Origin of the sequence: Vibrio mytili, from assembly GCF_049563345.1 — a bacterium.
In the GTDB taxonomy this organism is placed as follows: Bacteria; Pseudomonadota; Gammaproteobacteria; order Enterobacterales; family Vibrionaceae; genus Vibrio; species Vibrio mytili.
The window spans coordinates 140,421-164,125 of sequence record NZ_CP110482.1 but is presented as its reverse complement, the minus strand read 5'-3'; the positions used below and the strand labels follow the sequence as shown (position 1 = coordinate 164,125).

The following is a 23,705-nucleotide window of genomic DNA, read 5'->3' as shown; positions in this document are numbered from 1 at the left end:
GATCAAATATATGGATAGGCTAACAGCTGCAACTGTATTTGTTGATGTCGCAACGACTGGCAGTTTTACCTCTACAGCAGACAGACTGAATATGTCTCGTCCCATGGTAACGAGATACATTGAGACTATGGAATCTTGGCTGAATACCCGCTTGTTACATAGAACTACACGAAAAGTTTCTTTGACAACAGCGGGCGAAACATGTCTGGAAGAAGTTAAACAATGGCTTGGGCAAGCAGAAAGCCTAAGCGGGCTGGCAGACATCAGTGGTAAATTGTCGGGAACAGTTCGGTTGGCAACCAGCATGTCATTTGGTTATGCTCAATTGGTGCCAGCTATTCAAGCCTTTATGTCGGAGCACCCCGATGTAAATATCGATATCGACTTGCAAGACTCAGTCGCCGACTTGACTGAAAGGCAGATAGATCTTGCTATCCGAATTGCCTCAGCACCTGATCCGTCCCTAATAGGTAAACCTATCTCAGTATGTGAGTCAGTTATAGTGGCTTCACCGGGGTATTTGGCCACTAGCAGTACCATTTCAAGGCCACTCGATTTAATGCGTCATACTTGTCTTGGATATAAAAATTTCCAGCAACATATCTGGCATTTGACAAAAGAGGGTTCGCAACAATCAATAGAAGTTAAGTGCAATCTGACTGCAAATGAAGCGACAACCTTACTGCACGCTGCATTGTGTGGCGCAGGTATAGCTATTCAGCCAACTTATCTCGCAAATCAATACATCAAAAGTGGTCAGCTTCAGCAGGTTTTGCCAAGTTGGAAACCAGAAGAGCTAACCATTTATGCTCTCTATTCTTCCAGAAAGTACATGTCACCCACTGTCCGTACACTGATTGATTATCTATCAGAATATTTTGCCGAAACTCGTTGGTAATATTTTGCCTATTTTTATCCCAGTGTTTAGGTATCGTTCGGCGCGATGTCTGTGCCGCCTAGCGATTGATATAGGGTTACCTGGGTAATAAATTGGTTGTATCGATTTTCAAGCAGTGAAGCTTGTGCGTTTCTTGTGCTTTCTTGCGCGTTCAAGTAATCCATAATCGACGTTGAACCGTACTGGTATCTCGCCGCATAAATCTTCTCGGCTGCGCTGGCTGCATCGTATTGCTCTTGTAAGCGATTTGACTGATAGATCAACTTTTCACGTTCCGACAAAGCATTTTCAACATCCTGAAATGCGGTGTATAACACTTTTCTGTAATTAACGATCGCAGTTTGATAATCAATATCCGAAATCGCTTTGTTGTTCTCCATCTCACTCCATCGGAGAAATGGCAGGGTAATATCCGCCCCCAAACTGCCAATCGGGTTTGATAGCAAGTCTTTCAGAGCTTCCGAAGACCCTCCTAGAGCTCCCGTGAGAGTTAACTCGGGTAAATAATCAAGATCAGCAGCATCTTTGTTTGCCAACGCCGATTTCACTTTATAAATCGCGGCTTTGATATCCGGGCGACGAATTAACAAATCGGCTGGTACACCGACATTTAACGATGGAATATGCTCCTCAGGTAACATTCGAATGTTGTCACTCATTGTCTGTGGTGGCTGATTGAACAAGATAGCAAACGCATTATTGGCTTCTACCAAGCTTTGCTCAAACGCGCTTTGCTGGGCTTTAAGGCTCGCCAGTGCACTTTTCGCTTCCAACACATCAAGCTGATCAACCGCCCCCAACTCATATTGTTTCTGAATAAGATTCAGCGTTTGCTGCGCATCGTCAATGTTATGTCGACCTAACTGCAAACGCTGCTTCAGGTACCCAATTTGCCAATAGAGCGATGCCGTTGTAGCCACCAAACTTTGAGCAGTGGCTTCACGATCTTGTTGACTTGCCATTGCCGTCCATTTCGCCTGATCAATATCAGCAGATATTTTCCCCCACAGGTCAAGCTCATAACTGACAGACAAATTGGTACTGTAACTATCGGTTGATTCGCCTGAGTCTAACGACTTTGCAACTTGCCCGGATGTCGATGAGTTGAAGGTTGGGAACAAATCATCTTGCGCTAACCCTAACTGCAAACGCGCTTTCTTTAAGGTCAATGTCGCCAGCGCCATATCGTTGTTTTGTGCAAGAACCTGATTGATGTAGCGGTTCAAATTTGAATCGTTAAACACCAACCACCAAGGATCAACGGCAACGTCACTGGTAACCTGAACCTGTTGCCAGTGGGTCGGCACTTGAACTTCTGGAGCCTGGTATTCTGTGCGCATCAAAGAACCACAGCCAGACAGGAAAAGCGCAACTATTGTCATCGCAACACAGCGTGCGTTAAATTTCAGTGTCTTAGTCATGTTAGTCTCTCGCTAATGCTTCTATGGGATCGAGTTTTGCTGCGTTGCGCGCTGGCAAAAAGCCAAACGCAATACCAATCAGTGTTGAACAGATAAACGCCCAAAGAATAGAGTTCATCGAGTAAATCATTTGGAAGCTGCTGCCGGACGAACTAAATATAAAACCAACCAGAAACGCTAAGCCAATGCCCGTTACTCCGCCGAATAAACAGACCAGCACTGCTTCTATCAAAAACTGTCGTAGAATATCGGCCTGCCTTGCACCGACCGCCATTCGCACACCAATTTCTTTGGTCCGCTCAGTAACCGAAACCAGCATAATGTTCATAACACCGATACCACCAACGATAAGAGAAATCACTGCAATCGCAGAGATAAGCAACGTCATCGTTGCCGTAGTCTTCTCGATATTTTGGCGGATGGTATCCGTGTTAATAGTAAAGAAGTCTTGCGTACCATGACGCATTTTGAGTAACTTGATGATACTTTGTTCCGCCGCACTGCTTGGGGCATTTTCATCAATCCGCACTGTGATTCCATTCAGGTATCTCTGTCCCATCATGCGCCCAGACATGGTCGTGTATGGCACCCAAACTTTCAGGGCTTCACTGTTCCCAAATGCATCATTTTTCTTCTGCGTGACGCCAACTATGCGCACTGGCAGCGAGCCAAGGAAAATCACTTCGCCTATTGGGCTACGATCAGCGAAAAGCTCTTTTCTAGTATTGTCATCTATCACCGCTTCTTGTGCCAGTGAGCCAACACTGTCTTCGTCCCAAAACTGCCCTTGTGAGATTTCATAGCCTCGTACACGGAAGTAGTCTTCCCCAACCCCTTCCGCTGAGGCTGAGGCATCCTGATTGCCATACCGTACCGTGACACTGTTAGATAATGAAGGCGTCACACTGTCAACAAATGGTAGGTTCTTTAATGATTCAGCATCGGCCGCCGTTAGCGTTCTAACCCTTCCAGAGCGACGATCACCGAATCCCTGTCCGGGCCGAATATCGATGGTATTTGTCCCCATGGAAGCAATATTAGATAAAATCTGCTGCTGAGAACCGTTACCCAATGCAACCACAGATACGACAGAAGCGATGCCGATAATAATGCCCAACATAGTTAAAAAGGTACGCATTCTATGGCTGGACATAGCAAGCAACGCCATCTTTAGCGCATCAACAAAACTATCCAATTTCCACCACTTACTGGCGTCTTGATGACTCTGCTTGTTGGTTGTTTGCGCCGTTTGCGCCTGCTGCTGGTGATTGGTTTGGGTATTATGTTTGTCGGAGATGATTTCCCCGTCTTTGATTTCGATAATACGATCAGCAAAATTTGCCACGCTCATATCATGCGTCACTAAAATGATCGTGTGGCCCAATTGGTGAAGTTCTCTAAGCAGAGCCATCATCTCCTCTCCGCTATGGCTGTCTAAGGCACCAGTCGGTTCATCCGCCAGAATCACTTCACCGCCATTCATTAGAGCACGAGCCACACTGACCCGCTGCTGTTGCCCGCCGCTCAACTGATTCGGTTTATGCGTTAGTCTCTCTCCCAAACCGAGTCGTGAAAGTAAAAACTCTGCGCGCTCAGTGCGTTGACGATAAGGCACGCCAGCATAAACCGCCGGCACTTCAACATTACCCACCGCGGTCAAATCACTGAGCAGATGGTATCTCTGAAAGATAAAACCAAAATATTCGCGTCTTAGTTGCGCCAGTTCATCCGAACCGAGTGCCGATACATTTTGTCCATTGATGAAGTAACGCCCGCTGGTAGGCTTATCTAAGCAACCCAGCACATTCATTAGCGTCGATTTGCCTGAACCGGAAGCTCCCACGATTGCTACCATTTCACCGCGTTTAATCTCTAAATTGATGTGGTTAAGCACAGTGAGTGACTCATCACCAGAAACAAAGCTTCGCGTTAAGTCTTCGACCTTTAATAGCACCTGACTCATGCTAGAACCTCATCCTAGGTCGGCCACCACGGCCAGATGAGCTAGCATCCAACGTTGAGCCAAGAACCACCTGCTCTCCTTCTTTCAAACCAGAAAGAACTTCTACCATCACTTTATTGTTGATACCGACTTTGACTGGCTTTTGTAACACTTGCCCATTTTCGAGAACCGGAACCGTGTAAGCCTCTTTGCCACTCGCTTTTTGCAATACTTGTGCTGGGATAAGTAATGTATCTTGAGACTCTTGCAAAACAATTGAGACTTGAGCAGTCATACCTATGCGCAAGATCCGGTTGGGATTCTCGACATCAAACACAGCGTTGTAATAAATTGCATCGCTATCAGAAATGGCTAAATCACTGTCGTCACCATCCATGATGGTTGGACCCGGCTCAATCGCACGTAACGTGCCTTCAAATTTTTGACTTGGCTTACCAAGAATAGTAAACACGGCAGTTTGACCCGGATGAACAAAGATGACATCCGCTTCAGAGATCTCGGCCTTTACCGTCATTGTATCGAGCTTTGCCAGTTCAATAATAGTTGGTGTGGTCTGGTTGGCGTTGACCGTTTGACCTTGTTCTACGGCGGTATAAACCACGGTACCGTCCATTGGGGCGTTAATCGTTGTATAACCAAGATCAACTTGAGCGCTGTCTACATTTATTTTGGCTTTTTCAATTTCCGCCTCAAGCTGCGCCAATTCCGCTTTGTAGATAGTTAAGGATGCTTCCGCTTTTTCATACTCAGCTCTTGAGCTCGCATTTGCGGCTAACATGCCTTTCTGACGTATATATTCATAATGAGCTTGTTTAATTTGAGCCTGCTTGGCTGTGTATTGTGCATTGAGGCTATTGAGTGACGCCTGGGCTTCTTTCAAACTGTTTTGTTGCGTCAAACTGTCAATTTGGGCAATAAGATCACCTTGCTCAACCTCGTCACCCAGACTGACCGCTAAACTCTGGATTTGACCAGACACCTGAGCGCCCACATTGACGAGCTTCGATGCTTGGAGCATCCCATTGGCAAGAACGGCTTTTTCGATATGACCCTTTCGCACGGGTTCTGTCGCATATCCTGCGACAGGTTCGGGACGTTGTAAAAAGTAGCCAACAGCCGCACCAACGAGAATAATCCCGCACAAAAATAGCCATTTTTTCTTATGATTCATAGAAATTGAGAAGTAAATAGTTGTTACTATTTTATACTGCTAATGAACGTATAGGCACAAGGTGAGGAGTCGTAAAGATAAGTAAATTACCACTAGTGTCTTGTAAGTGACTTTTGAATAGACTGCAGAATCGGCGTCAGTAACACGCAAACAATTACGCAATAAATTGCACTTAAATCCAAAAGTTCAGCTATTATCGTACGATGTTAACAAAGCGAAATATAAAGTCATCGCATTACGCTTCATCAAGCTAAGGGACACATATGAAACTGTTAAAACTCATAACTCTCTGCCTATTGATCGCTGTTGCATCTTTTCAATCGATCGCCAGTGATAGTGATTGGAATACCATTGCCGATAAAACCGTCAGCTTTAAATCCGAAACCGATACCGTGAACCCTCTATCACCTTTTGCAAAAACACGTTTTAGCCATATCAAGATAAAGTGCACCCAAGGCACCGTAAACTTGAAAAGCATCAAGGTAATCATGAGTAATGGAAAGGAGAAAACGTTCGATAGCCTAGGGGTTCTTACCAAAGGTATGTCATCAAGAAGTCTGAGCCTACCAACCAAAGACGATGCAAAAATCGACAAGATAGAATTGGGCTACGAATCGGTTGGTAATACTGCGCTGCAAGTCGCAGGCGTAACTAAAAAAGCAAAAGTCGAAATCCTAGGTAAGAAGGTAGACAAATAACCTTCAGCACTTGCTTTGCCTCTGTACCCAAGCAGTTAAGACTTGCTTGGGTACAGCGCCCTGAATAGTAAAGCTCTTTATAGTACTGTTTATTAGGGCTTTTTTTAAATCAAACCTTTCAGCTTCGCTAACCCATAGGCGGCGATAGTGACACTGTCTTTAATGGTGCCATCTAGCATCATCTGCTCGAACTCTTTAACAGTAAACGCCTGAGTAATCAGATCCTCTTCTTCGCTGTCTAGCTGATTCCCTACTTCAGTAAGATGAGTTGCGAAGTAAACATGGCAAGTCTGATTTAAGAAACCATAAGCAGTAAACTGCGCACCCACGTACTCCATTGATCCCGCAAGCATACCCGTTTCCTCACGTAGCTCTCCTTTGGCGAGCTCGAGAGGATCAACATCAGGATTCGACTCCCAAGACCCTTGAGGAATTTCCCAACAACGTTGGCTTATCGTGTAACGATACTGCTGAACCAAATGAATCATGCCATTATCGACAGCCAGAATTGCGACAAAGTCTGGCTTGTCTACCACACCATAAATACCTTCGGCACCGCTTTGACGTTGAATTTTGTCCTCACGAACGGTCATCCATTTATTCTGATAAACGACTTTACTGTCTAACGTCTTTATATCTGTCATGGTTTTCCCTGCTTTTTTAGACTTATATTTTATCGTCGTACACTACGCTTACTGTACTGCGAATGAGCTACGCGACCAAAATATTCTTTAACTCGCAAAGAGACTTAACGGTATAACTCGGAGTGATTTTTTCATCCACACTTGCGCCCGCAGTGTTGAGCCAACACGTTTCAATCCCAAAGTTATTTCCTCCAAGAATATCAGAATGCAGATTATCCCCGACCATCAATACGCGGGTTTTACACGGTTGCCCCATTTGCTGCATCGCGTATTCAAATATGCCCAAATCTGGCTTTGCAACCCCCACCTGCTCAGAAATAACCACGTGATCAAAGTAGTGCGCCATGCCAGTGCGTTCAAGTCGGATAGCTTGAAGCTCTGTAAAACCATTGGTGATGATCCCCATTTTAGCCTTACCTTGGAGCGATTCCATCAGCTCTTTAGCACCCGGCAATAAACGGCATATGTCAGCCATGGCGTCTAAAAATGCACTGTTAAGTTCTGCCGTGGTGGTATTGAGCTTTTCTGCCCATTCAGTAAAACGACGATGTTTTAATTCATCCGCGGTCACGTTACCGTCTTGATAATCGACCCACAGAGGCTTATTCACTTGTTGGTAGTGAGTAAAGTCTTGTTCGGTAAAGTCGACACCTTTGCGTGAGAACATCAACTGCAAACCTTTGAAGGCGTCAAAGTGAAACAAGGTTTCGTCAGCATCAAATAGAATCCAATCGTACTTCATTTTCTCATCTCTATATCAGACCATGTTAATAAGAGCCCAGTTTAGATTGTTTTCTTCCTGAAGATAATCTCTATAATAGGAAATTAATTGTATCTTTAAATTCAACAATCACTGGAAATTTGTGTGAATACACTCGCCTCTCTACCGATATTTGTGGCGGTGGTTGAGTGCGGCAGTTTTTCGCTTGCCGCAAAACAGCTCAATCTTACCAAATCTGCTATCAGCAAACGCATCAATCAACTTGAAGACGAACTCGGCATCCGATTGCTTAACCGCACTACACGCAAGTTGAGTCTGACCGAAGCGGGGAAACGATATTTTGAATATGCTTCCCAGGCTGTCAACCTCGCTCAGCAAGGCATCGATGCCGTATCGGAGCTACAAGGCTCTCCGCAAGGCATACTTAAGCTTACCGTACCGATGTCGTTTGGTGTTTTGCACATCGCACCTTTAATCAGCGAGTTTCTTGCTCGATACCCTAAAATTGAAGTGGACTTGCATCTTGAAGACAAAATGGTCGACTTAGTAAAAGACGGCTTTGATCTGGGGATTCGAATTGGCAAGTTAGATTCTTCAAACTTGGTAGCAAAGCGTCTTGCGCCATGTAAGAGTGTGCTATGTGCCTCACCACAATATCTGGAGCAACACGGAACGCCTCAAAAACCAAGTGATTTGGTCATGCATAATTGCCTCCTCTATTCTTATTTCCGCGGCGGAGTAGAATGGCTATTCATTCACAATGGTAATGAATACAAGGTACTACCGCGGGGAAACTTTGTCGTCAATAACAGTGAAGCGATCCGCCAGATGCTGCTGAAAAGTTCCGGAGTTGCTCAACTTCCTACTTTTATCGCTTCTCGCGATATTGCTGCTGGCAACCTCAAGCCGATATTGGAAGGCTATGACCTCCCAGAACACGCGGTTTATGCTGTCTTTCCAGAACGAAAACACATGCCGTTAAAAGTCAGAGTGTTTATTGACTTTATCAGTGAAAAGTTAGGGACAGACATGCCTTACTGGGACCGTTATGATAAGTAACCTCGACACAAGCCCGAAATAAAACGTTGATCTAAATCAAAGAATTTACCGCCTATAAAGCATAAAGAACAGCACCATTTGGTTAAACTAATGTTTCACTTTTAACCACTGCGTAACAGCAAAAAGCCCGTTAATGTTAATATACTCAAGTAACCTTAAGGTGTTTGTTCAGCGAGAAATTCTCTTGAAGTCACTTGAGTATAAGACTCAACATACATCAAGGAAAACGATATGAAAGTACTTATTCAATATACTCAATCGGGCAAATATCGAGATCAAGCTTGGGAAACATCAACACTAAAAATAAAAGGTGATATTCAAGCAGTCACGCCTCCTTGCGCAGCACAACTTATTAAACAAAATAAGGCAAGCCTAGTCATGGCTGATGGCGATCAAATTATTATTCAGTCTTAATTTGAATAGTGAAAATGACGACAAAACGTGAGTTGCAAAATGCGCGATTTCTATTGTTAGCGCTCACGTTCTGTCCACTAACAAGCAGACCCGCTAGAATCTGCACAACCGAGCTAGCTGGTTCAGAATATACGTTTATGTTTCCTCATTTAATCGACGAATCAATTTAGCTGGCGTACCGCCATACAGGCTGTCCGGTGGAACATCACTATTAACGACAGAGTTCGCGGCAATCACCGAGCGTGCACCGATAGTCACGCCTTGGTTGATGACGACATTCCCTCCAATCCAAACATCGTCTTCCACTGTGATTGGTTGGCAAAAGGTTTCCCAATCACGGCGACGACGATAATCAAGCGAGTGAGACGCGGTATAAAATTGCGCACTCGGACCGATAAGCACATGATTGCCAATGGTGATTTTGGCACCATCAAGCATCACAACGTTCATATTAATAAAGGTCTGATCTCCAATTTCAATGGTTTTACCAAACTCACAATGAAATGGAGCTTGAACAATACACAAACCAGCTTTACCAAACAGCGCCTTCTGCAGCTCGTCACGTTGACACTCATCCAAGTTATTGTTCAACGCTCGCAGTGCATGCTTGGCATGAATGCGTATAGAATCAATCGATTCGTCCATACCATTAAACAATTGACCTGACATCATTTTTTCTAACTCTGTCATAGGAACCCCCTATATCTCTCAACGACGTCTACAGTACGTGAACCAGGGAATAAAAAAAGAGAAAAGCACACGCTTTTCTCTTTCCTATTTTCTGAATATTACGCCGCAAGAGTTCTAGGCGTTTCTACAACAGATGCTTTTACCTCAATGGCTTAAACAATTTCCCAACTGTGGGTCATTTCAACCGCTTCACTAAGCATTAAACAAACTGAGCAATACTTCTCCAAGGAATCCGCTGCGACTTTGGCCACCACATCAGGATTCAGATCATCACCAGACACCTCGAAGTGAATGTTAACTTGGGTAAAAATACGTGGTGCTGTCTCACGACGTTCTGTGGTTAACTTCGCACTAACCGATGTAACTTTTTGATCTGCTGTTTTTAAACCATCTACGACATCTACGGAACTGCAGCCGCCCGCAGCCATTAAGACCATTTCCATTGGGCTTGGTGCGGTTGCACCACCATTACCATCCATTACGATAGCGTGACCAGATTGAGACTGACCTAGGAATTTAAAATCTTCGATCCATTTTACTTCTGCTTGCATGGTTTACCTCATTGAGTACTCGTCACAGTGACTCATCAGCCATTGTGTTCTATGCCGATACTGTAGCTTTATCAAAGTAAAGGGCAAACAAATTTTTGGACTCGGTGTAATTTTTTCGTTCTACAACCTTTCTAATTACATATCAAAGGAAAACAAACAACTGAAGATAAGGTTTGAGGTAGTTATGAAAGTAATATCTAAACTGTTGATTGGGCTCTCTCTCGTACTTCCGGTATTACTACTGGTGAGCCAGACGAGCAGTGCTGACACGATGGACAAGATGGACACAAAAAAAGACCTGCAGGTCGCGACACTCGCAGGAGGCTGTTTTTGGTGTACAGAGTCGGATTTAGAGCAACTTGACGGGGTTGTCGATGTCATCTCTGGGTATTCTGGAGGACATGTGAAAAATCCAACCTATCGCCAAGTATCCTCAGGAAAATCTGGCCATATCGAAGTGGTCGAAGTCAAATACGATCCAAGCGTCGTAAGCTACGAGCAAGTGCTAGATTATTTCTTCCGCCATATCGACCCAACCGACGATAAAGGATCTTTTGTTGACCGAGGACCGCAATATCGTCCAGCAATTTTCTATCACAATGCTGAGCAAAAACACATTGCCGAACAGTTCATGATGGAAATCGACCAAGCGATGATCTATCCCAAACCACTGAAAACAGAGCTCATCAAATTTGAGACTTTCTATCCAGCCGAAGAGTACCATCAAGATTATTACAAAAAGAGCAGCTTGAAGTACAAGTACTACCGCTATGCATCAGGGCGCGATAAGTATCTGGACCAAGTGTTTGGCGATGATCGAAAAGAGCATCCTAAAACATTACGTCAGCTTATTAATGAGAAAAAACTGCTGAAGAAAGTGAAGCCATACAAAAAGCCTTCACAAGCGGAAATAAAGTCCAATCTCACCGAATTGCAATATTACGTAACTCAGGAAGACGGAACAGAAAAGCCCTTTGACAATGCGTATTGGGACAATAAAGCTGCTGGTATCTACGTTGATATTGTCACCGGTGAGCCGCTATTTTCCTCGACAGACAAGTACAAGTCAGGGACAGGTTGGCCAAGTTTCACTAGACCAATAAATCCAGGTTACATCGTGGAAAAAACCGATTACAAACTGTTGTACCCAAGAACCGAAGTCCGAAGCAAATTTGGCGACTCTCATTTGGGTCACGTGTTTGAAGATGGCCCAAAACCAACCGGGTTACGTTATTGCATGAACTCCGCTGCTATGAAGTTTGTCTCCGTCGATCAAATGGCGAAACAAGGTTATGAGGAATACTTGTACCTCTTTGGCAAATAAACCGGGCGGCGATGAGTGGATTTGAGCATGAAAGGTTTTAAAACTCATCTACCGACGAAAATCTGTCCCGTTTGTGCGCGCCCCTTCTCTTGGCGAAAGAAGTGGGCGAAAAATTGGCAAGATGTGGTGTACTGCTCTACACGCTGCCGAAGCAGCAAGCCGAAAAAGAAGCCTACCCTTAAGGCTTGAAGCATGGTTTTACCATGGGAGTATTTCACCATCGTACGCCCAAAATGCCCCGCTATCTTGCGGGGTAGCTTTTTCCAGCAAGCCAAGCAAATCCTCCGCGACGTGTTGTGGTGTGAATAACTTACCGACTGGCACATTGTCCTGAAATGGCTCGGATAGCGCGGTATCGGTTGTCCCGGGGTGGAAAGCTAATACGACACCCTTTTTTACAGTTCGTTGCCATTCAATCGACATCGTTTTAAGAAACATATTGAGAGCGCTTTTTGATACGCGATAACTGTACCAGCCCCCTAATCGATTGTCGGCGATACTACCCACTTTCGCAGATATAACCGCAAATTTAGGGGCTTGCCTGCGCTTTAACTGAGGAGTGAAATATTTTGCCAACAATAGACTGGGCAAAGTATTCACGGTGATATTGCGCATGAAAAAGTCTGGGTCTAACGCACCTAGGTTTTTTTCTGGTCCTTTTTCAGGGGTGTGCAACAGACCAACACAATTAATCACCCAGTCGATATCTTCAATCGATTCACTGAGCAGTTGAACTTGAGATTCGTTGCTCGCGTCTAATTGATGCCATACAACACGCAGAGCCTGCCAAGCTGGTTTTTCTGTATGATATGTGGCGTGTACATCTGCATTAGGGAAACGTTTAACGGCCTCTTGCACCATAGCCAAGCCAATCCCCCCATTGCCGCCAACGATTAAAATTTTCATTATAAGCTCTCCAAATTAGCGATGTAGTGCTCAGCCGTCTGTAAAATAGCGTTGCGTTGTGCGGTTTCCATATTGTCCCAAGCCCGAAAAATCATCCCGATGCGAGGGTTGTGGGCCAAACGCTGCTCGTGCTTGTGCATGAAACGCCAATACAAACTATTGAATGGGCAAGAATCTTCGCCACTTCGGGCTTTATTATCGTAATGGCAGTTTTTGCAGTAATCGCTCATTTTATGGATGTATGAACCGCTCGCCGCGTAAGGCTTTGTCCCCACAATTCCACCGTCAGCAAACAGCGCCATGCCACGTGTGTTAGGCATTTCCACCCATTCAATTGCATCAACATAAATGCCGAGATACCACTCATCTACTTGGTCGGGGTCTATTTCGGTTAACAGACAAAAATTACCGGTCACCATTAAGCGTTGAATGTGATGAGCATAGGCGTAGTCTAGAGACTGACCAATCGCATTTTTCATGCACGCCATCTTGGTTTTACCCGTCCAAAAATAGCTCGGAAGTTGGCGCGCAGCACCCAGTTCGTTCTTTATGGGATACTGTGGCATATTGGCCCAATACACGCCGCGGATAAACTCTCGCCAACCTAGGATTTGACGTATGAACCCTTCCACCTGGGCAATGTCTACAGCCGGGTTTGAATTGAAGGTGCTCAATGCGGCATTAATGACTTCTTGTGGGTGGAGTAATTTACTGTTGAGCGAAAAAGATAAACGACTATGATACAGGCTCCACTTTGCTCCATGCTCCGCCGTCATCGCATCTTGAAATCGCCCAAAATTTGGCAAACAAACTTGGCAGAAATGTGCGAGTAGTGACAAGCTTTGCGTGCGGCTTATAGGCCAAAGAAGCTCGCCTTCCATCCGACCAATGGTCTGAATGTTATGCCTTTGCAATCGTTTCACGACGTCATTCACATCTGAACTGAACATCAAAGGGGCGGGTAGTTCCTCAATATCTTTGCGCTTTAACTTATTGCGGTTGTTTGCATCGTAATTCCACTTACCACCGATAGGATTACCATCCTGCATTAAAATGTTAAACCGTTTCCTCATGCGGCGATAAAAATGTTCCATCATGACGTGCTTCCCTTGAGGGAACTGCGTTTCTATCTCCTCAAAAGGCAACAAGAAATGTTCACTATCAACACAACGTATGACGACATCATTTATTTTCAGTTGAGCGAGCTGCTCTAGCAGCCGATATTCATCTGGTCTTTGATATTCAAACTTTATCGCGCCTACCTCGCGAGCATAATGTTTCAGTAAGTGTTCGAGATTCTCGAAGGGAGCAGTATCGTCTAGCGAAAGATACAACACATGATGTCCTTCACTTTGCTTTTCCTTAGCGAACGTTGCCATCGCAGAAAAGAAAGCGCATACCTTCTGAATATGATGCGTCACATAGGTGTTCTCTTGCTTGAGCTCTGCTATCACGTAGATCACGTTATCATCGACTGACTGAAACCAAGAGTGATCACTGTTGAGTTGATCGCCCAAAATCAATCGTACCGTTTTATAACGCATTCGACACTCCCCACTTGTTTTCTCTTTGCCATCATCTCAATCAACGGTTCGTCCCATCGTTCTCTTTCCACGTGGTCATATACGGAATGGGTCTTTAAATCGATCGATTGCAGGTGCCTTCTTGAATACAAAACCGAAGGATGTAACCGTGTTTTCATACGATAAACCTCGCCTCGACCACCTCATCGCGCTTGGTTCAACAAAAATGGCGTACTGACATTGAAACAATTTGAACCAGACCTCTTAAATTCATTTTAGACACGCATAAATTCAACAAAAGTAATAAAATTGAAGCGATTATCATGAAAATCCGTTAATCTAAAGTCATTCCCTTTATTCTATTGCCATGTCAGGAATGAACGACGAGTTTAAGAAATCGACCGCGAATTTAAAGAAAGCGGTGCCATTAATGATAAAAAACTACGTAGCGACAACGCCAGCCAACTATGCGTTGTGGTATACGTATGTCGATAACACCATCCCAGAACTCAACTTTGAGCTAGACAAAGTACTGGAAGATTATGGTATTTGCCCACCAACAGCGACAACGCGTCTATACAGTACCTACGTAGCAAACAAATCAGAAACCAGTCTTGACGATCTACGGGCTAACATAAGCGTCATCCTGAACGAAGCTTCAAGCACAATGTGCGATACCCTCTCAGATACCGCGTCCTTCTCCGAGATGGTAAATAAAAGCTTTGATAAACTAGAAAAAGTGGAAGATGGCAACCTAAATCTTGAAGACGTGATGGTAGTTATTCGTCAACTGGTTTCGGAATCACATGACATTCGTCATTCAACGGCCTTTCTAAGCCGCCAGCTCAACAATGCCAGTGGTGAAATTGCTCGCCTTAAAAAGCAACTTGAAGAAGTACAAAAAGAAGCATTGTTCGATGGTTTAACGAACCTTTACAATCGGCGCGCATTCAACAAAGACATCACTACACTAATTGAAGCAAATCAAGACATGTCGATCATCATGCTTGATATCGACCATTTCAAAGAATTTAACGACAGTTATGGCCATCTTTTTGGTGATAATGTTCTCAAAGCCATTGCAAAAAGACTGCAACAAAGTTGTCGAGACGGCGCGTGTGCTTATCGCTTTGGCGGAGAAGAATTTGCACTCATCATTCCCAATAAATCGTTGCGTATTGCACGCCAATATGCGGACACCTTACGCCGTATGCTAGAAAAGTTACGTGTTACAGATAAGCGCACCGGGACACAAATCCACAATATTACCGCCTCATTTGGTGTGGCCGAGTTCGAGAGCGGTGACACTGCCGAGTCTTTAATATTTAAGGCGGATGAGCACCTTTACGACGCCAAGCAACTTGGTCGTAATCGAGTGATGCCACTTTGATGTCGTGAGATGAATTCCGATTTTCGTGAGTTTAGTGCCGATAGATAAGCAAAAACCCTGCTCTCACAGAGACAGGGTTTATTTTTTTCACGTCCAGTGACAGGTTGTAAGCGACCAATATAATGGTCCATGATACGCCTCTCAACCCACCCGGTAACAGTAGCTCAGCGTATAGTCGTCACCGTTTTTCGCGGTGTATTCTTTATCTTCACTGCATGCCATCGGTTTACCCTTTTGGTCACCTTTCACCAAACTTATCCAGTGACGCATTGCCGTAGGTGCATTGCCTGTGAGTTCTGGCGAAAACGTTGTCCGAGTTTCAAGTTGGATGTCATCAATGTCCATCAATTCAACACAACCTGTCCCCTTGTGACAACCAAACAGCACTTCAACATGGTTGCCCGAATCGTCTTTAAATAAAATTGATTTCGGATCTTCTTTTTCACCTGTGTATGCAACAAAATGTTTTGGGCTTTTCAGACCGCTATGTGTGCCATCTTTAAAATACGCCAACACATGACGGTAATCGATAACATAGCTAGAAACATCTTGGTGGGATCCGTTTTCTAAAGGAAACATACGGTCGAGCAACTGCTTAGCTTTTCCTTGCTTTTCGTTTTGCTGAGATGCACTTACCGCTTCGACGGCAAATACAGCTTCAGCGATAAATGGGCGTTGTTGTTGTGTCATTTCTTTATTATCGAAGTTCAGCATATTCATCGTCATATCCTCGTACTTGAACACTCTTTTAGAGTAAAAACTTAATACTCTCGTTTAAGTTTCAGGCAAATCTGTGAAGTTGATGGTTAATTTTCTTGCCTGCTTATTATGTAGACTAGCGAAAAATTGACTACAATTTCACAACAAAAATTTTACAATGTGAATTTTACAAATGTCTGTGTCAAAAAGCCTTATTCGTCAGTCTCACTTTCTAGGTACAAAAATTCGTAACCTGAGGAAGAATAACCATTTAACAATGGAAGACTTGTCTGCGCGCTGCGTTAGAATCAACCCAGAGTACGCTCCGTCTGTGTCTTATCTTTCAATGATAGAACGCGGTAAACGCGTGCCAAGCATCGATATGCTAGAAGTGATCGCTGAAGTTTTTCAGAAAGATCCAGCTTGGTTTCTAGATGATGAACCAGAGCTCGACGCCATCACACCCAACAAGGGCAATCGAGGCGGAATCAACGGCATGGCGCTTGAACCGAGCTTCCTATTTTCCAACGACATCCTCCAAATCGCCATTCCGGAAATGCTGTCCCAAACCGGTATCACAGGACGTCAATTTGCCCACTTGTTAATTCGAGCTCATCAAGAAAACCATCAAAACCATTTCCCTGATTTAGAACGTGCCGCTGAAGAAATTGGTCTAAAGCGCTTAAATCTGTCGGTAGAAGATTTGATCGACATTGCCAAAAGTATGGGGCTAGACATTCGTTGGATTGACCGCGCACCAAAAGATGTGATCGATGAACTTGGAGTGAGTGCAAAGCAACTGGTGACGTCTTTTATGGAAGCGCCCAATACTATTTACCTAAATACACGCATGCGTGACTATCCAACAAGACTCAAGTACGATTTGGCGGTGTACATTGGTCATCGAGTTTTACATAGCAGTGACGCAATGAACAATGTGCTTTCTATCGGACACCAGCACAACTGGGAACAAACTGAAACTCAGTTCTCCAACTCAGAACTTAATTCGCAAGACATTTTGCAAGCTTGGCGTGATTTCGAATCCAGCTTCTTTGCCGGTGCATTGTTATGCCCCAAAGTTCCGTTCCGACAACTCCTAGACCGATCAGGGTACGAGATCAGTGTCCATAAAAAGGCAGGTGTTTCCCCGTCGGTCGCGATGCGTAGAATGACCGTCGTGTCTCCCTACCCTCACTGGCACTATTTCGATGCATATGGACCAGGTAAACTCAAAGCTGTTTACAGAGGGAATGGCATTCCGCTGCCTTGGGGCAACATGCGTAAAGTGAACGACCCTTGTCAACACTGGGCGGTTTTCCGACGCTTAGCACAACCGTTGGATACCAGTTCCGCACAAATTTCAATTCTCAACGTGGGTAATGAGCCACGCATTTACTGTTGCGAATCGATTAATGTTGCCGACCCTGCGGGTAACAACCGCGTATTATGTGCTGGCATCGATCTGAATCCTGCGATCTCTGCCCAAGGCGGTGATGCAATATCCATCGCAGAAGAGTTGAAATCACTCTGCGTGTCATCTGGAGGGAGCAGTGTCATCCCTAGACATATTAAAAAAGACTTAACAACTATCGCGAAGATCTTAAATATCAACTGGATAGAGCGCGGAATTCAAACAGAAGCGAGATTAATCTGTTCTCGAGGAGCCGTCTGTCCAAGACAACCAAGCTGCTACAGCCATAGCGGCGAGAGCAATTGCAATCAAGCGGACAATTTAGGCGATCAAGTTAACTTACTTGATATGTAACACTAGCAGTAGAAAAATAGCGGATACTAAAAGAAAAAACGCCAATCACAATAAACGTGATTGGCGATAGATAAATGTGAACAAAATGTATTCACTAACAACGTCAGTTGGCTAGGTGACCCTCGGCTTAATAAGGGTCACCTAACATCTAGCATTATGCGTGCCAACATTTAAAATGTGTCATTCAAACGGTTATTGGTGCATATCGTTGCTTTGCCAATCAGTTTATTTGCAATACGCAAATGCAAAATGCAAAAAAAAACCAATAAGCCACTCAATGCAGTGAAACTTGTTAAGCTCGACTTTTGTGCTTCTGTTGATACATCTTTTCATCTGCCACTTTTAACATTTGCTCTGGCGAGAGCATTTTCGGATCAAACATCGCGTAGCCAATGCTGACCTCTAAATAAATAAGATGCCCGTCATAAATGATAGGAGTTTTACTCAAAACACCTTTTAGCTTAAAGATTAACGCTTCCAAACTTTGTTCAGATTGAGGGTTATGCACGATAGCTAAAAACTCATCCCCCCCCATACGAGCAACAATATCAGACTTTCGTAAGCCGCCTAAAATACGCTCAGCTGCCGCGATCAATACTTTATCACCAGCATTGTGCCCATAGGTGTCATTGATGCTTTTAAATCGGTCCAGATCGATATTAATCAAAGCAAAGCTATAGTCTTGTTGGTAACGTTGAGCAATTTCAAATTGTCGCTTGAATGAATGCATAAAGTTCCGACGATTAGGCAAACGAGTCAGCTCATCGTGCAACGCTCGTTGGTTAGCGATGATGTACAGTCGGTAAATCACGATGATCGCAATGCTTAGCACCAATAACATCGGATAACCAATCAATCTCACGATGTTCACCTCGTACCACGGTAACTGTTCTTTGAGTTTATCCCCAGAAAACACAGCCATGCTCCATCCACCATAAGGAAAATGGACCACCTCTTTCGCATACAATTTGCTTGGGTCATTTGCGGTACCAAAAAAAATGTCCCCGAACTCCCCACTGCTATCATAACCTCGTATGGTTAAAGGGTAACGATAAGAAAAGTCGAACACTCCAGCATCTTGGAGTAGCGAGTCAAAATTGATGACAGCGCTGATCACGCCCCAATAGTTCTCGTTGAGCGGCGCATCACTAAAAACCGGTAATCTGGCAATCAAGCCACGTCCGCCTTGAACCAATGAAGTAGGTCCAGCAATAAAGATTTCTTGTATCTCTCGCGCTTTTTTCACTTGCGACCACTGGTTAGGAAAATGTCGATACTCCAACCCGAGCACACTTTCATTTCCTTGCAACGGAAAAACGTGACTAACCACGTCATTTGGTGCAATCCCGATAGTCGAAATATGTTTACTCTTGCGCTGTATTCGCTCGGCAGCCACTCTCAAATCTCGTTCATCACGGTTTGGCAACAAGGAGATCAATGTAGCTAAGGTGCTCACTTTATAAATATCTGCCATGAGAATCGCTTCTAAATTAGAGCGAATGACTGACAGTTGATCTTTTGCCTCAATTTGATCGCGTCTTTGGTAAACGTTTTGCTGATCGTGGTGAACCAGCTCAATAATCCCTACACACGAAGCGAAAAAAGTAAGAAAAAAAGATACAAAATAACACGGCTTTTTGGGTGAATAGCGCATTGGTGTCCTACTGATTCACAGACTCACTCTTGTGGCGAGCTTTTATAATTTATTGTTAAAATCGTCATTTAAGAATACTCAAACATTGTAATAAAGGTAATCTTAATCTGAGTTTTTTTATGAACTAGGAAACATTAGGTGCAAAAAGAAAACCATTTATGTGAACAGCCACATTGGCGAGCAGTGGATCAAGGCAAAATATACTATCATCCAAGCTTTCTGAGCTCATTGGAAGCAGATGATTATTTTACGACGCTACGAGCAACCTTGCCTTGGCAGCAAAAGTCCATCACCTTGTTTGGGCGCTCGGTAATGCAACCTCGTCTACAAGCATGGCATGGTGATGCATCCTACACATACTCAGGGCTAACCATGCCCCCAACCCCTTGGACACCCGAACTCAAAGAACTCAAGCAACGCTGTGAGGCTATCGCTCAAGTGCCATTCAACTCCGTATTGGCCAATCTATACCGCAATGGACAAGATTCGATGGGATGGCATCAAGACAATGAACCAGAATTGGGAACCAACCCGGTTATTGCTTCTTTAAACTTGGGAGCCACTCGCCGATTCTTATTAAGAAATTTACATTGTAAAACGCAGATAGAATATGAACTTTCTCATGGTTCACTATTGATCATGGCAGGCGAGCTGCAGCACCATTGGAAGCACAGTGTCCCAAAAACAGCAAAACCAAAAGGTGAGCGCATCAATCTCACTTTTCGCTATATTTCTTAATAAGATCCGTCGATTGTTTTACCGGAGCTTTACATAGATTTTATAAGTTAGTGGTACGTTAAGTTACTCAATGGCTCTATGGGAATATGCTATGCAAATCAAACCTCTATCTCTGGCAGTATTACTCTCCTGTTCACTGGCTCTCAATGTTCACGCTGCTCAAAATGAAACATCTAGCCTAAGCTATTCTCAATCAGCACAATTAATTAAAGAGACTTACGAACGCGAACTGTTTACTTTTTCGGCCTTTAAAGAAGGCCACTTTGGCCTGCGTATGTATCGACAAACGCTTGATGACCAATATCTTGCTGCCATTTGGACCGATATGGCACAAGTGGCCAGCCGCTTAAACTACATCGCAAACGAAGTCGTCACACCAGAAGATGTGGTTTTGTATTCTTCTCAGCGACTTGCACAATACCAAAACAAAGATGACGAACGCAGTCAGCGCCGCTATACGGTGACCAAACATCATCCCGAATATCTCTACCTTGGTATTGACTTGTTGGGTGCAATGGCGCGAGCTGATGAATACGGTCTGAAACATAAAAACGATAAAACGTTAAGAAGCGTAATTCAACGCTATGACTTCACACGCTATGCCACCGATCGTGAAATGATCGAAGCGTGGGCCGCACAGTTAGCCAATCAAGTGTATTGGTTGCGCCAACTTGGAGAGCAAGACGTGGTTGACGATTTCACAAAAGCGTTCCGTGAGACGTACCCTGATGAAAAAGACAAAAAACTCTCAGCTCAACAATACGGCAACAAGCTCTATGGCATGACGCACATTATATTTGCTGACTCTCAGTACTACCAAAAATCAGTCAGTGAAACTCAGCACCAATGGATTTACGACTACTTTCGTAACAATATCGACACCATATTATTGCGTGCAAAAGAGGATGTGATTGCAGAAGTGGGGATCTCATTCTTACTCGCAGGCTTGGAAAACGACCCTGTTGTCGAGAAAACGAGACAAGCTATCAGAAAAGCAATTGACCCAGACCAAGGCATGATCCCGTCTATCGATGGTGACTTTGAGTTGGAATATGGTGAACATCGCAACGTACTGGCGATTATGCTACTCGATTGGCAAGGGGTTAACCAAGCACCCACAACCCAAAACACCCCAAAAGCGTTTAAATCCGTGCCTTATGGATTGATAGAGAAAGAGTTTGGTCATAAGCCATAGTGCGGTGAATTCAAATGGCTCTTACCTGCAGTTTAAGTAAGGATATTAGTACTCTTTTACTTATTAACACGTAAAAATGGCCAATAAATACGCAATCAAACTCGAAATGCGAAAAATGCGCTATTTTTGACTCGCCAAAAGATAGAGTTTGGTTATACAATTCGATTGCTTCTTACGAGGCCTCTGCTTATGCAGAGCATCATGATGCCGAGATGGTGAAATTGGTAGACACGCTAGCATGAGGTGCTAGTGCCTTTGGTGTGAGGGTTCGAGTCCCTCTCTCGGCACCATATCCTTTCTTATTCAAAGTCGTTTGAGTGTAATGCAAAGTTCTAAGCAGGTAAGACAATCCGCTGATGCTAACCAGCTTCTAAGTGAGCTTGCTGTACATGCATTACTGCATCTTCACTTTAAAATCCATGCCTCTTCTCAAGCCCTTCCTTTAAAAGCGCGCAACGATCTACTGCAAAAATGGCTTAAGCCTAAGCTGAAAAGCAATCGTTACAAACTGATTAAAAAGCCGTTAAAGTCGATCACTCAACAGGCGAAAGGGGAAAATGGTAATCTCGAAGCCCTACTTGAACGCTGTGTAGGAGCAGACAAGCCGAGTAACCCTCAACCACATTTGGACAGCTATCTATTGCTGATTAATGAAATCGAGAAGAAACTTGGCACAACCGTTATGCTCTCACGCCCTGAAGATGTGGATTTATCACACGACCAGCATGGCTGTCTGCTGTGTGTATTGTCGGAGAATTTGAACCAGCACTTTGACGATAATAACGCGCTCATCACACCGATTTCGATGCTGTTCCGCGGCCCGATGAGTCAACGTTCTCTGTTCTTAGGCAGCATTTACGCCAGTGGTACTTTTAACTATGAAGTGCAATACCAAGATGAGCAGTTTGTGCGTATCACTCTAGAATTAGCATAGTTGCTATAGCACAATTCAGCTCAAGCGGTTTCTGCCTCCTCACCTATATTTACTTGCGCGTCCAATTTATCTCTTACTTTATTGCAAATGTATTCCCCGATAGGCATGGCAGATGTGGCGGCAGGTGAAGGCGCATTGCAGACATGCAAACTTCTTGCGCTTTCAGCAAATAAAAAATCATGAACCAGTGTACCGTCAGATAGGACGGCTTGTGCTCGAATGCCTGCAGGATACGGTTTTAGATCCTGAGCTCGAATGCTTGGGCAGTATTTATTCACTAACTTTAAATAACCGGGCTTCCACCACGAGTTTTTAAACTCAGCGATTCCCGTACGAAGGTGCTTGTGAGTAACTTTCCAAAATCCCGAGAAACTGAGCATTTGCAGCGTATCTCTAAGACTGAAATTAATCTTAGCATAACCCTCGCGTTTCCAACCTTGTACGGCATTTGGCCCAACGGTAACTGAACCGTCAATCATTCGAGTTAAGTGAACACCCAAAAACGGTAAATCCGGATCGGGAATGGGATAAATAAGGTGATTAACTACGTGATTGTGCTTGCTGTCCAGTCGATAGTATTCACCTCGATACGGGATGATTTGAAAATCCGTCTTAATACCCATCATTTTGGTCATGCGATCGGCCATTAAGCCACTGCATGTGACCAGGAACTTGGCATTGATATTCACGGGTTGCCCATCATAATAACAAGTCAGCAACACATGTTCATCCTGCTCTTTGGCTGCTGAGACTTTCGTTCTCAAGCTAACTTTTCCACCAAGATTTTGAAATTCATGCGCCATGTGCTTGGTCACTTGTTGATAGTCGACAATACTGGTGGATTTTACGTAAATAGCGCCTAACCCAGTTATATTCGGCTCTGCGAGTTTCAACTGTGTTTGATCTAATAGCTCGACGTCAATCTCATTGACCTGACAACGCTGATAAAGCTCGTGCATCCGTTCCACTTCTTGATCGTTAGTCGCGACCAGAAGTTTGCCACAGTTTTCTACCGATATATTGTGTTCGGCACAAAATGCCAATGTACGGTCGACGCCGCGCTTACAAAAATCGGCTTTTAAACTCCCAGGCGCGTAGTAAACCCCTGCGTGGATCACACCGCTGTTGTGACCCGTTTGATGCTGAGCAAGCCGCGGCTCTTTTTCCACCAGCAAAATCGTACTGTCAGGATAACGTTGTTGTAATTGCCATGCCGTCGACACGCCGACGATGCCGCCTCCAACGATGACGTAGTCATAGACTGAATTCATAGCGCCTCTGTAATCGATTAACGAAAAATCAATAGGTATGTGAATCATAGTAAGGAAACGAGACAGAGGTAAAAAG

The 23,705-nt window shown here is 44.2% G+C and carries 23 protein-coding genes and 1 tRNA gene; 12 read left to right on the top strand and 12 right to left on the bottom strand.

Translation table 11 applies throughout. The features are described from left to right. Positions 1–10: 10 nt before the first annotated feature. Positions 11–898 (top strand): LysR family transcriptional regulator, encoded by an 888-nt coding sequence (locus ONE56_RS14435; RefSeq protein ID WP_041155830.1) that lies wholly within the window; start codon positions 11–13, stop codon positions 896–898. A 26-nt stretch (positions 899–924) separates the two neighbouring features. On the opposite strand, the gene ONE56_RS14430 is transcribed toward ONE56_RS14435, so the two are convergent. From ONE56_RS14430 to ONE56_RS14420, 3 genes are read right to left on the bottom strand one after another with little or no spacing between them, the layout of a single operon-like run. Next, positions 925–2,319, bottom strand: a complete 1,395-nt coding sequence (locus tag ONE56_RS14430; protein ID WP_423840898.1) for an efflux transporter outer membrane subunit — start codon at positions 2,317–2,319, stop codon at positions 925–927. 1 nt (position 2,320) lies between these two features. Then, complete coding sequence (locus ONE56_RS14425; protein ID WP_041156327.1) at positions 2,321–4,282, bottom strand: MacB family efflux pump subunit; 1,962 nt, start codon at positions 4,280–4,282, stop codon at positions 2,321–2,323. Position 4,283: 1 nt separating this feature from the next. Beyond that, positions 4,284–5,453, bottom strand: coding sequence for an efflux RND transporter periplasmic adaptor subunit (locus tag ONE56_RS14420; RefSeq protein ID WP_331438306.1), 1,170 nt, complete (start codon positions 5,451–5,453; stop codon positions 4,284–4,286). A gap of 263 nt (positions 5,454–5,716) precedes the next feature. Between ONE56_RS14420 and ONE56_RS14415 the strand changes: the two genes are divergently transcribed. Beyond that, on the top strand, positions 5,717–6,151 hold the full coding sequence (locus ONE56_RS14415; RefSeq protein WP_423840897.1) for a hypothetical protein: 435 nt from the start codon (positions 5,717–5,719) through the stop codon (positions 6,149–6,151). 104 nt (positions 6,152–6,255) lie between these two features. Here the strand turns inward: ONE56_RS14415 and ONE56_RS14410 are convergent, their stop codons facing one another. After that, complete coding sequence (locus ONE56_RS14410) at positions 6,256–6,795, bottom strand: NUDIX domain-containing protein (RefSeq protein WP_041156325.1); 540 nt, start codon at positions 6,793–6,795, stop codon at positions 6,256–6,258. Positions 6,796–6,862: 67 nt separating this feature from the next. Beyond that, on the bottom strand, positions 6,863–7,537 hold the full coding sequence (gene yjjG, locus ONE56_RS14405; RefSeq protein ID WP_423840896.1) for a pyrimidine 5'-nucleotidase: 675 nt from the start codon (positions 7,535–7,537) through the stop codon (positions 6,863–6,865). A 123-nt stretch (positions 7,538–7,660) separates the two neighbouring features. Between yjjG and ONE56_RS14400 the strand changes: the two genes are divergently transcribed. Continuing rightward, positions 7,661–8,575, top strand: coding sequence for a LysR family transcriptional regulator (locus ONE56_RS14400; protein WP_041156323.1), 915 nt, complete (start codon positions 7,661–7,663; stop codon positions 8,573–8,575). Positions 8,576–8,806: 231 nt separating this feature from the next. Continuing rightward, on the top strand, positions 8,807–8,989 hold the full coding sequence (locus ONE56_RS14395; protein ID WP_041156322.1) for a hypothetical protein: 183 nt from the start codon (positions 8,807–8,809) through the stop codon (positions 8,987–8,989). Between the two features lie 135 nt (positions 8,990–9,124). Here the strand turns inward: ONE56_RS14395 and ONE56_RS14390 are convergent, their stop codons facing one another. Next, a complete protein-coding gene (locus ONE56_RS14390; RefSeq protein ID WP_041156321.1) occupies positions 9,125–9,679 on the bottom strand; it encodes a sugar O-acetyltransferase in 555 nt (184 codons plus the stop codon). Positions 9,680–9,831: 152 nt separating this feature from the next. Beyond that, on the bottom strand, positions 9,832–10,230 hold the full coding sequence (locus ONE56_RS14385) for an OsmC family protein (RefSeq protein WP_041156320.1): 399 nt from the start codon (positions 10,228–10,230) through the stop codon (positions 9,832–9,834). A 184-nt stretch (positions 10,231–10,414) separates the two neighbouring features. Between ONE56_RS14385 and msrB the strand changes: the two genes are divergently transcribed. Both msrB and ONE56_RS14375 read left to right on the top strand, forming a co-directional pair. Continuing rightward, positions 10,415–11,554 carry a peptide-methionine (R)-S-oxide reductase MsrB gene (msrB, locus tag ONE56_RS14380; RefSeq protein WP_041156319.1) on the top strand — a complete coding sequence of 380 codons (1,140 nt, stop codon included), beginning with the start codon at positions 10,415–10,417 and terminating at the stop codon, positions 11,552–11,554. A 27-nt stretch (positions 11,555–11,581) separates the two neighbouring features. Next, complete coding sequence (locus ONE56_RS14375) at positions 11,582–11,743, top strand: DUF2256 domain-containing protein (RefSeq protein ID WP_084735899.1); 162 nt, start codon at positions 11,582–11,584, stop codon at positions 11,741–11,743. Positions 11,744–11,752: 9 nt separating this feature from the next. Here ONE56_RS14375 and ONE56_RS14370 read toward each other — a convergent pair whose 3' ends face one another. Further along, on the bottom strand, positions 11,753–12,460 hold the full coding sequence (locus ONE56_RS14370; protein ID WP_423840895.1) for an SDR family oxidoreductase: 708 nt from the start codon (positions 12,458–12,460) through the stop codon (positions 11,753–11,755). Next, positions 12,460–14,004 (bottom strand): cryptochrome/photolyase family protein, encoded by a 1,545-nt coding sequence (locus tag ONE56_RS14365; RefSeq protein WP_423840894.1) that lies wholly within the window; start codon positions 14,002–14,004, stop codon positions 12,460–12,462. Before ONE56_RS14365 ends, ONE56_RS14370 begins: the two co-directional genes overlap by 1 nt. Positions 14,005–14,359: 355 nt before the next feature. Between ONE56_RS14365 and ONE56_RS14360 the strand changes: the two genes are divergently transcribed. Then, entirely contained in the window at positions 14,360–15,373 is a 1,014-nt protein-coding gene (locus ONE56_RS14360; RefSeq protein WP_423841164.1) for a GGDEF domain-containing protein, read from the top strand. 141 nt (positions 15,374–15,514) lie between these two features. Here the strand turns inward: ONE56_RS14360 and ONE56_RS14355 are convergent, their stop codons facing one another. Then, positions 15,515–16,093 (bottom strand): malate synthase, encoded by a 579-nt coding sequence (locus ONE56_RS14355; RefSeq protein ID WP_041156315.1) that lies wholly within the window; start codon positions 16,091–16,093, stop codon positions 15,515–15,517. Between the two features lie 172 nt (positions 16,094–16,265). On the opposite strand from ONE56_RS14355, the gene ONE56_RS14350 reads away from it, so the two are divergent. Then, positions 16,266–17,837, top strand: coding sequence for a DUF3612 domain-containing protein (locus ONE56_RS14350; RefSeq protein ID WP_423840893.1), 1,572 nt, complete (start codon positions 16,266–16,268; stop codon positions 17,835–17,837). 292 nt (positions 17,838–18,129) lie between these two features. On the opposite strand, the gene ONE56_RS14345 is transcribed toward ONE56_RS14350, so the two are convergent. Continuing rightward, complete coding sequence (locus tag ONE56_RS14345) at positions 18,130–19,491, bottom strand: diguanylate cyclase (RefSeq protein ID WP_423840892.1); 1,362 nt, start codon at positions 19,489–19,491, stop codon at positions 18,130–18,132. 138 nt (positions 19,492–19,629) lie between these two features. On the opposite strand from ONE56_RS14345, the gene ONE56_RS14340 reads away from it, so the two are divergent. From ONE56_RS14340 to ONE56_RS14325, 4 genes are all read left to right on the top strand, one after another. Continuing rightward, the gene (locus tag ONE56_RS14340; protein WP_423840891.1) at positions 19,630–20,229 is read left to right on the top strand and encodes an alpha-ketoglutarate-dependent dioxygenase AlkB family protein; all 600 of its coding nucleotides are present in this window, start codon (positions 19,630–19,632) and stop codon (positions 20,227–20,229) included. A 91-nt stretch (positions 20,230–20,320) separates the two neighbouring features. Beyond that, entirely contained in the window at positions 20,321–21,424 is a 1,104-nt protein-coding gene (locus ONE56_RS14335; RefSeq protein ID WP_423840890.1) for a DUF3541 domain-containing protein, read from the top strand. A 206-nt stretch (positions 21,425–21,630) separates the two neighbouring features. Beyond that, positions 21,631–21,714 (top strand) — tRNA-Leu (locus ONE56_RS14330). A gap of 32 nt (positions 21,715–21,746) precedes the next feature. After that, the gene (locus ONE56_RS14325) at positions 21,747–22,358 is read left to right on the top strand and encodes a DUF2913 family protein (protein WP_423840889.1); all 612 of its coding nucleotides are present in this window, start codon (positions 21,747–21,749) and stop codon (positions 22,356–22,358) included. A 20-nt stretch (positions 22,359–22,378) separates the two neighbouring features. Here ONE56_RS14325 and lhgO read toward each other — a convergent pair whose 3' ends face one another. Then, the gene (gene lhgO / locus ONE56_RS14320; protein WP_423840888.1) at positions 22,379–23,629 is read right to left on the bottom strand and encodes an L-2-hydroxyglutarate oxidase; all 1,251 of its coding nucleotides are present in this window, start codon (positions 23,627–23,629) and stop codon (positions 22,379–22,381) included. Positions 23,630–23,705: the final 76 nt, after the last annotated feature.

Excerpts from the sequence above, each read along its gene's own strand:
- ONE56_RS14435 (WP_041155830.1), top strand. The coding sequence starts at position 11 with ATGGATAGGCTAACAGCTGCAACTGTATTTGTTGATGTCGCAACGACT.
- ONE56_RS14430 (WP_423840898.1), bottom strand. The coding sequence starts at position 2,319 with ATGACTAAGACACTGAAATTTAACGCACGCTGTGTTGCGATGACAATA.
- ONE56_RS14425 (WP_041156327.1), bottom strand. The coding sequence starts at position 4,282 with ATGAGTCAGGTGCTATTAAAGGTCGAAGACTTAACGCGAAGCTTTGTT.
- ONE56_RS14420 (WP_331438306.1), bottom strand. The coding sequence starts at position 5,453 with ATGAATCATAAGAAAAAATGGCTATTTTTGTGCGGGATTATTCTCGTT.
- ONE56_RS14415 (WP_423840897.1), top strand. The coding sequence starts at position 5,717 with ATGAAACTGTTAAAACTCATAACTCTCTGCCTATTGATCGCTGTTGCA.
- ONE56_RS14410 (WP_041156325.1), bottom strand. The coding sequence starts at position 6,795 with ATGACAGATATAAAGACGTTAGACAGTAAAGTCGTTTATCAGAATAAA.
- yjjG (WP_423840896.1), bottom strand. The coding sequence starts at position 7,537 with ATGAAGTACGATTGGATTCTATTTGATGCTGACGAAACCTTGTTTCAC.
- ONE56_RS14395 (WP_041156322.1), top strand. The coding sequence starts at position 8,807 with ATGAAAGTACTTATTCAATATACTCAATCGGGCAAATATCGAGATCAA.
- ONE56_RS14390 (WP_041156321.1), bottom strand. The coding sequence starts at position 9,679 with ATGACAGAGTTAGAAAAAATGATGTCAGGTCAATTGTTTAATGGTATG.
- ONE56_RS14385 (WP_041156320.1), bottom strand. The coding sequence starts at position 10,230 with ATGCAAGCAGAAGTAAAATGGATCGAAGATTTTAAATTCCTAGGTCAG.
- msrB (WP_041156319.1), top strand. The coding sequence starts at position 10,415 with ATGAAAGTAATATCTAAACTGTTGATTGGGCTCTCTCTCGTACTTCCG.
- ONE56_RS14375 (WP_084735899.1), top strand. The coding sequence starts at position 11,582 with ATGAAAGGTTTTAAAACTCATCTACCGACGAAAATCTGTCCCGTTTGT.
- ONE56_RS14370 (WP_423840895.1), bottom strand. The coding sequence starts at position 12,460 with ATGAAAATTTTAATCGTTGGCGGCAATGGGGGGATTGGCTTGGCTATG.
- ONE56_RS14365 (WP_423840894.1), bottom strand. The coding sequence starts at position 14,004 with ATGCGTTATAAAACGGTACGATTGATTTTGGGCGATCAACTCAACAGT.
- ONE56_RS14360 (WP_423841164.1), top strand. The coding sequence starts at position 14,360 with ATGAACGACGAGTTTAAGAAATCGACCGCGAATTTAAAGAAAGCGGTG.
- ONE56_RS14355 (WP_041156315.1), bottom strand. The coding sequence starts at position 16,093 with ATGAATATGCTGAACTTCGATAATAAAGAAATGACACAACAACAACGC.
- ONE56_RS14350 (WP_423840893.1), top strand. The coding sequence starts at position 16,266 with ATGTCTGTGTCAAAAAGCCTTATTCGTCAGTCTCACTTTCTAGGTACA.
- ONE56_RS14345 (WP_423840892.1), bottom strand. The coding sequence starts at position 19,491 with ATGCGCTATTCACCCAAAAAGCCGTGTTATTTTGTATCTTTTTTTCTT.
- ONE56_RS14335 (WP_423840890.1), top strand. The coding sequence starts at position 20,321 with ATGCAAATCAAACCTCTATCTCTGGCAGTATTACTCTCCTGTTCACTG.
- ONE56_RS14325 (WP_423840889.1), top strand. The coding sequence starts at position 21,747 with ATGCAAAGTTCTAAGCAGGTAAGACAATCCGCTGATGCTAACCAGCTT.
- lhgO (WP_423840888.1), bottom strand. The coding sequence starts at position 23,629 with ATGAATTCAGTCTATGACTACGTCATCGTTGGAGGCGGCATCGTCGGC.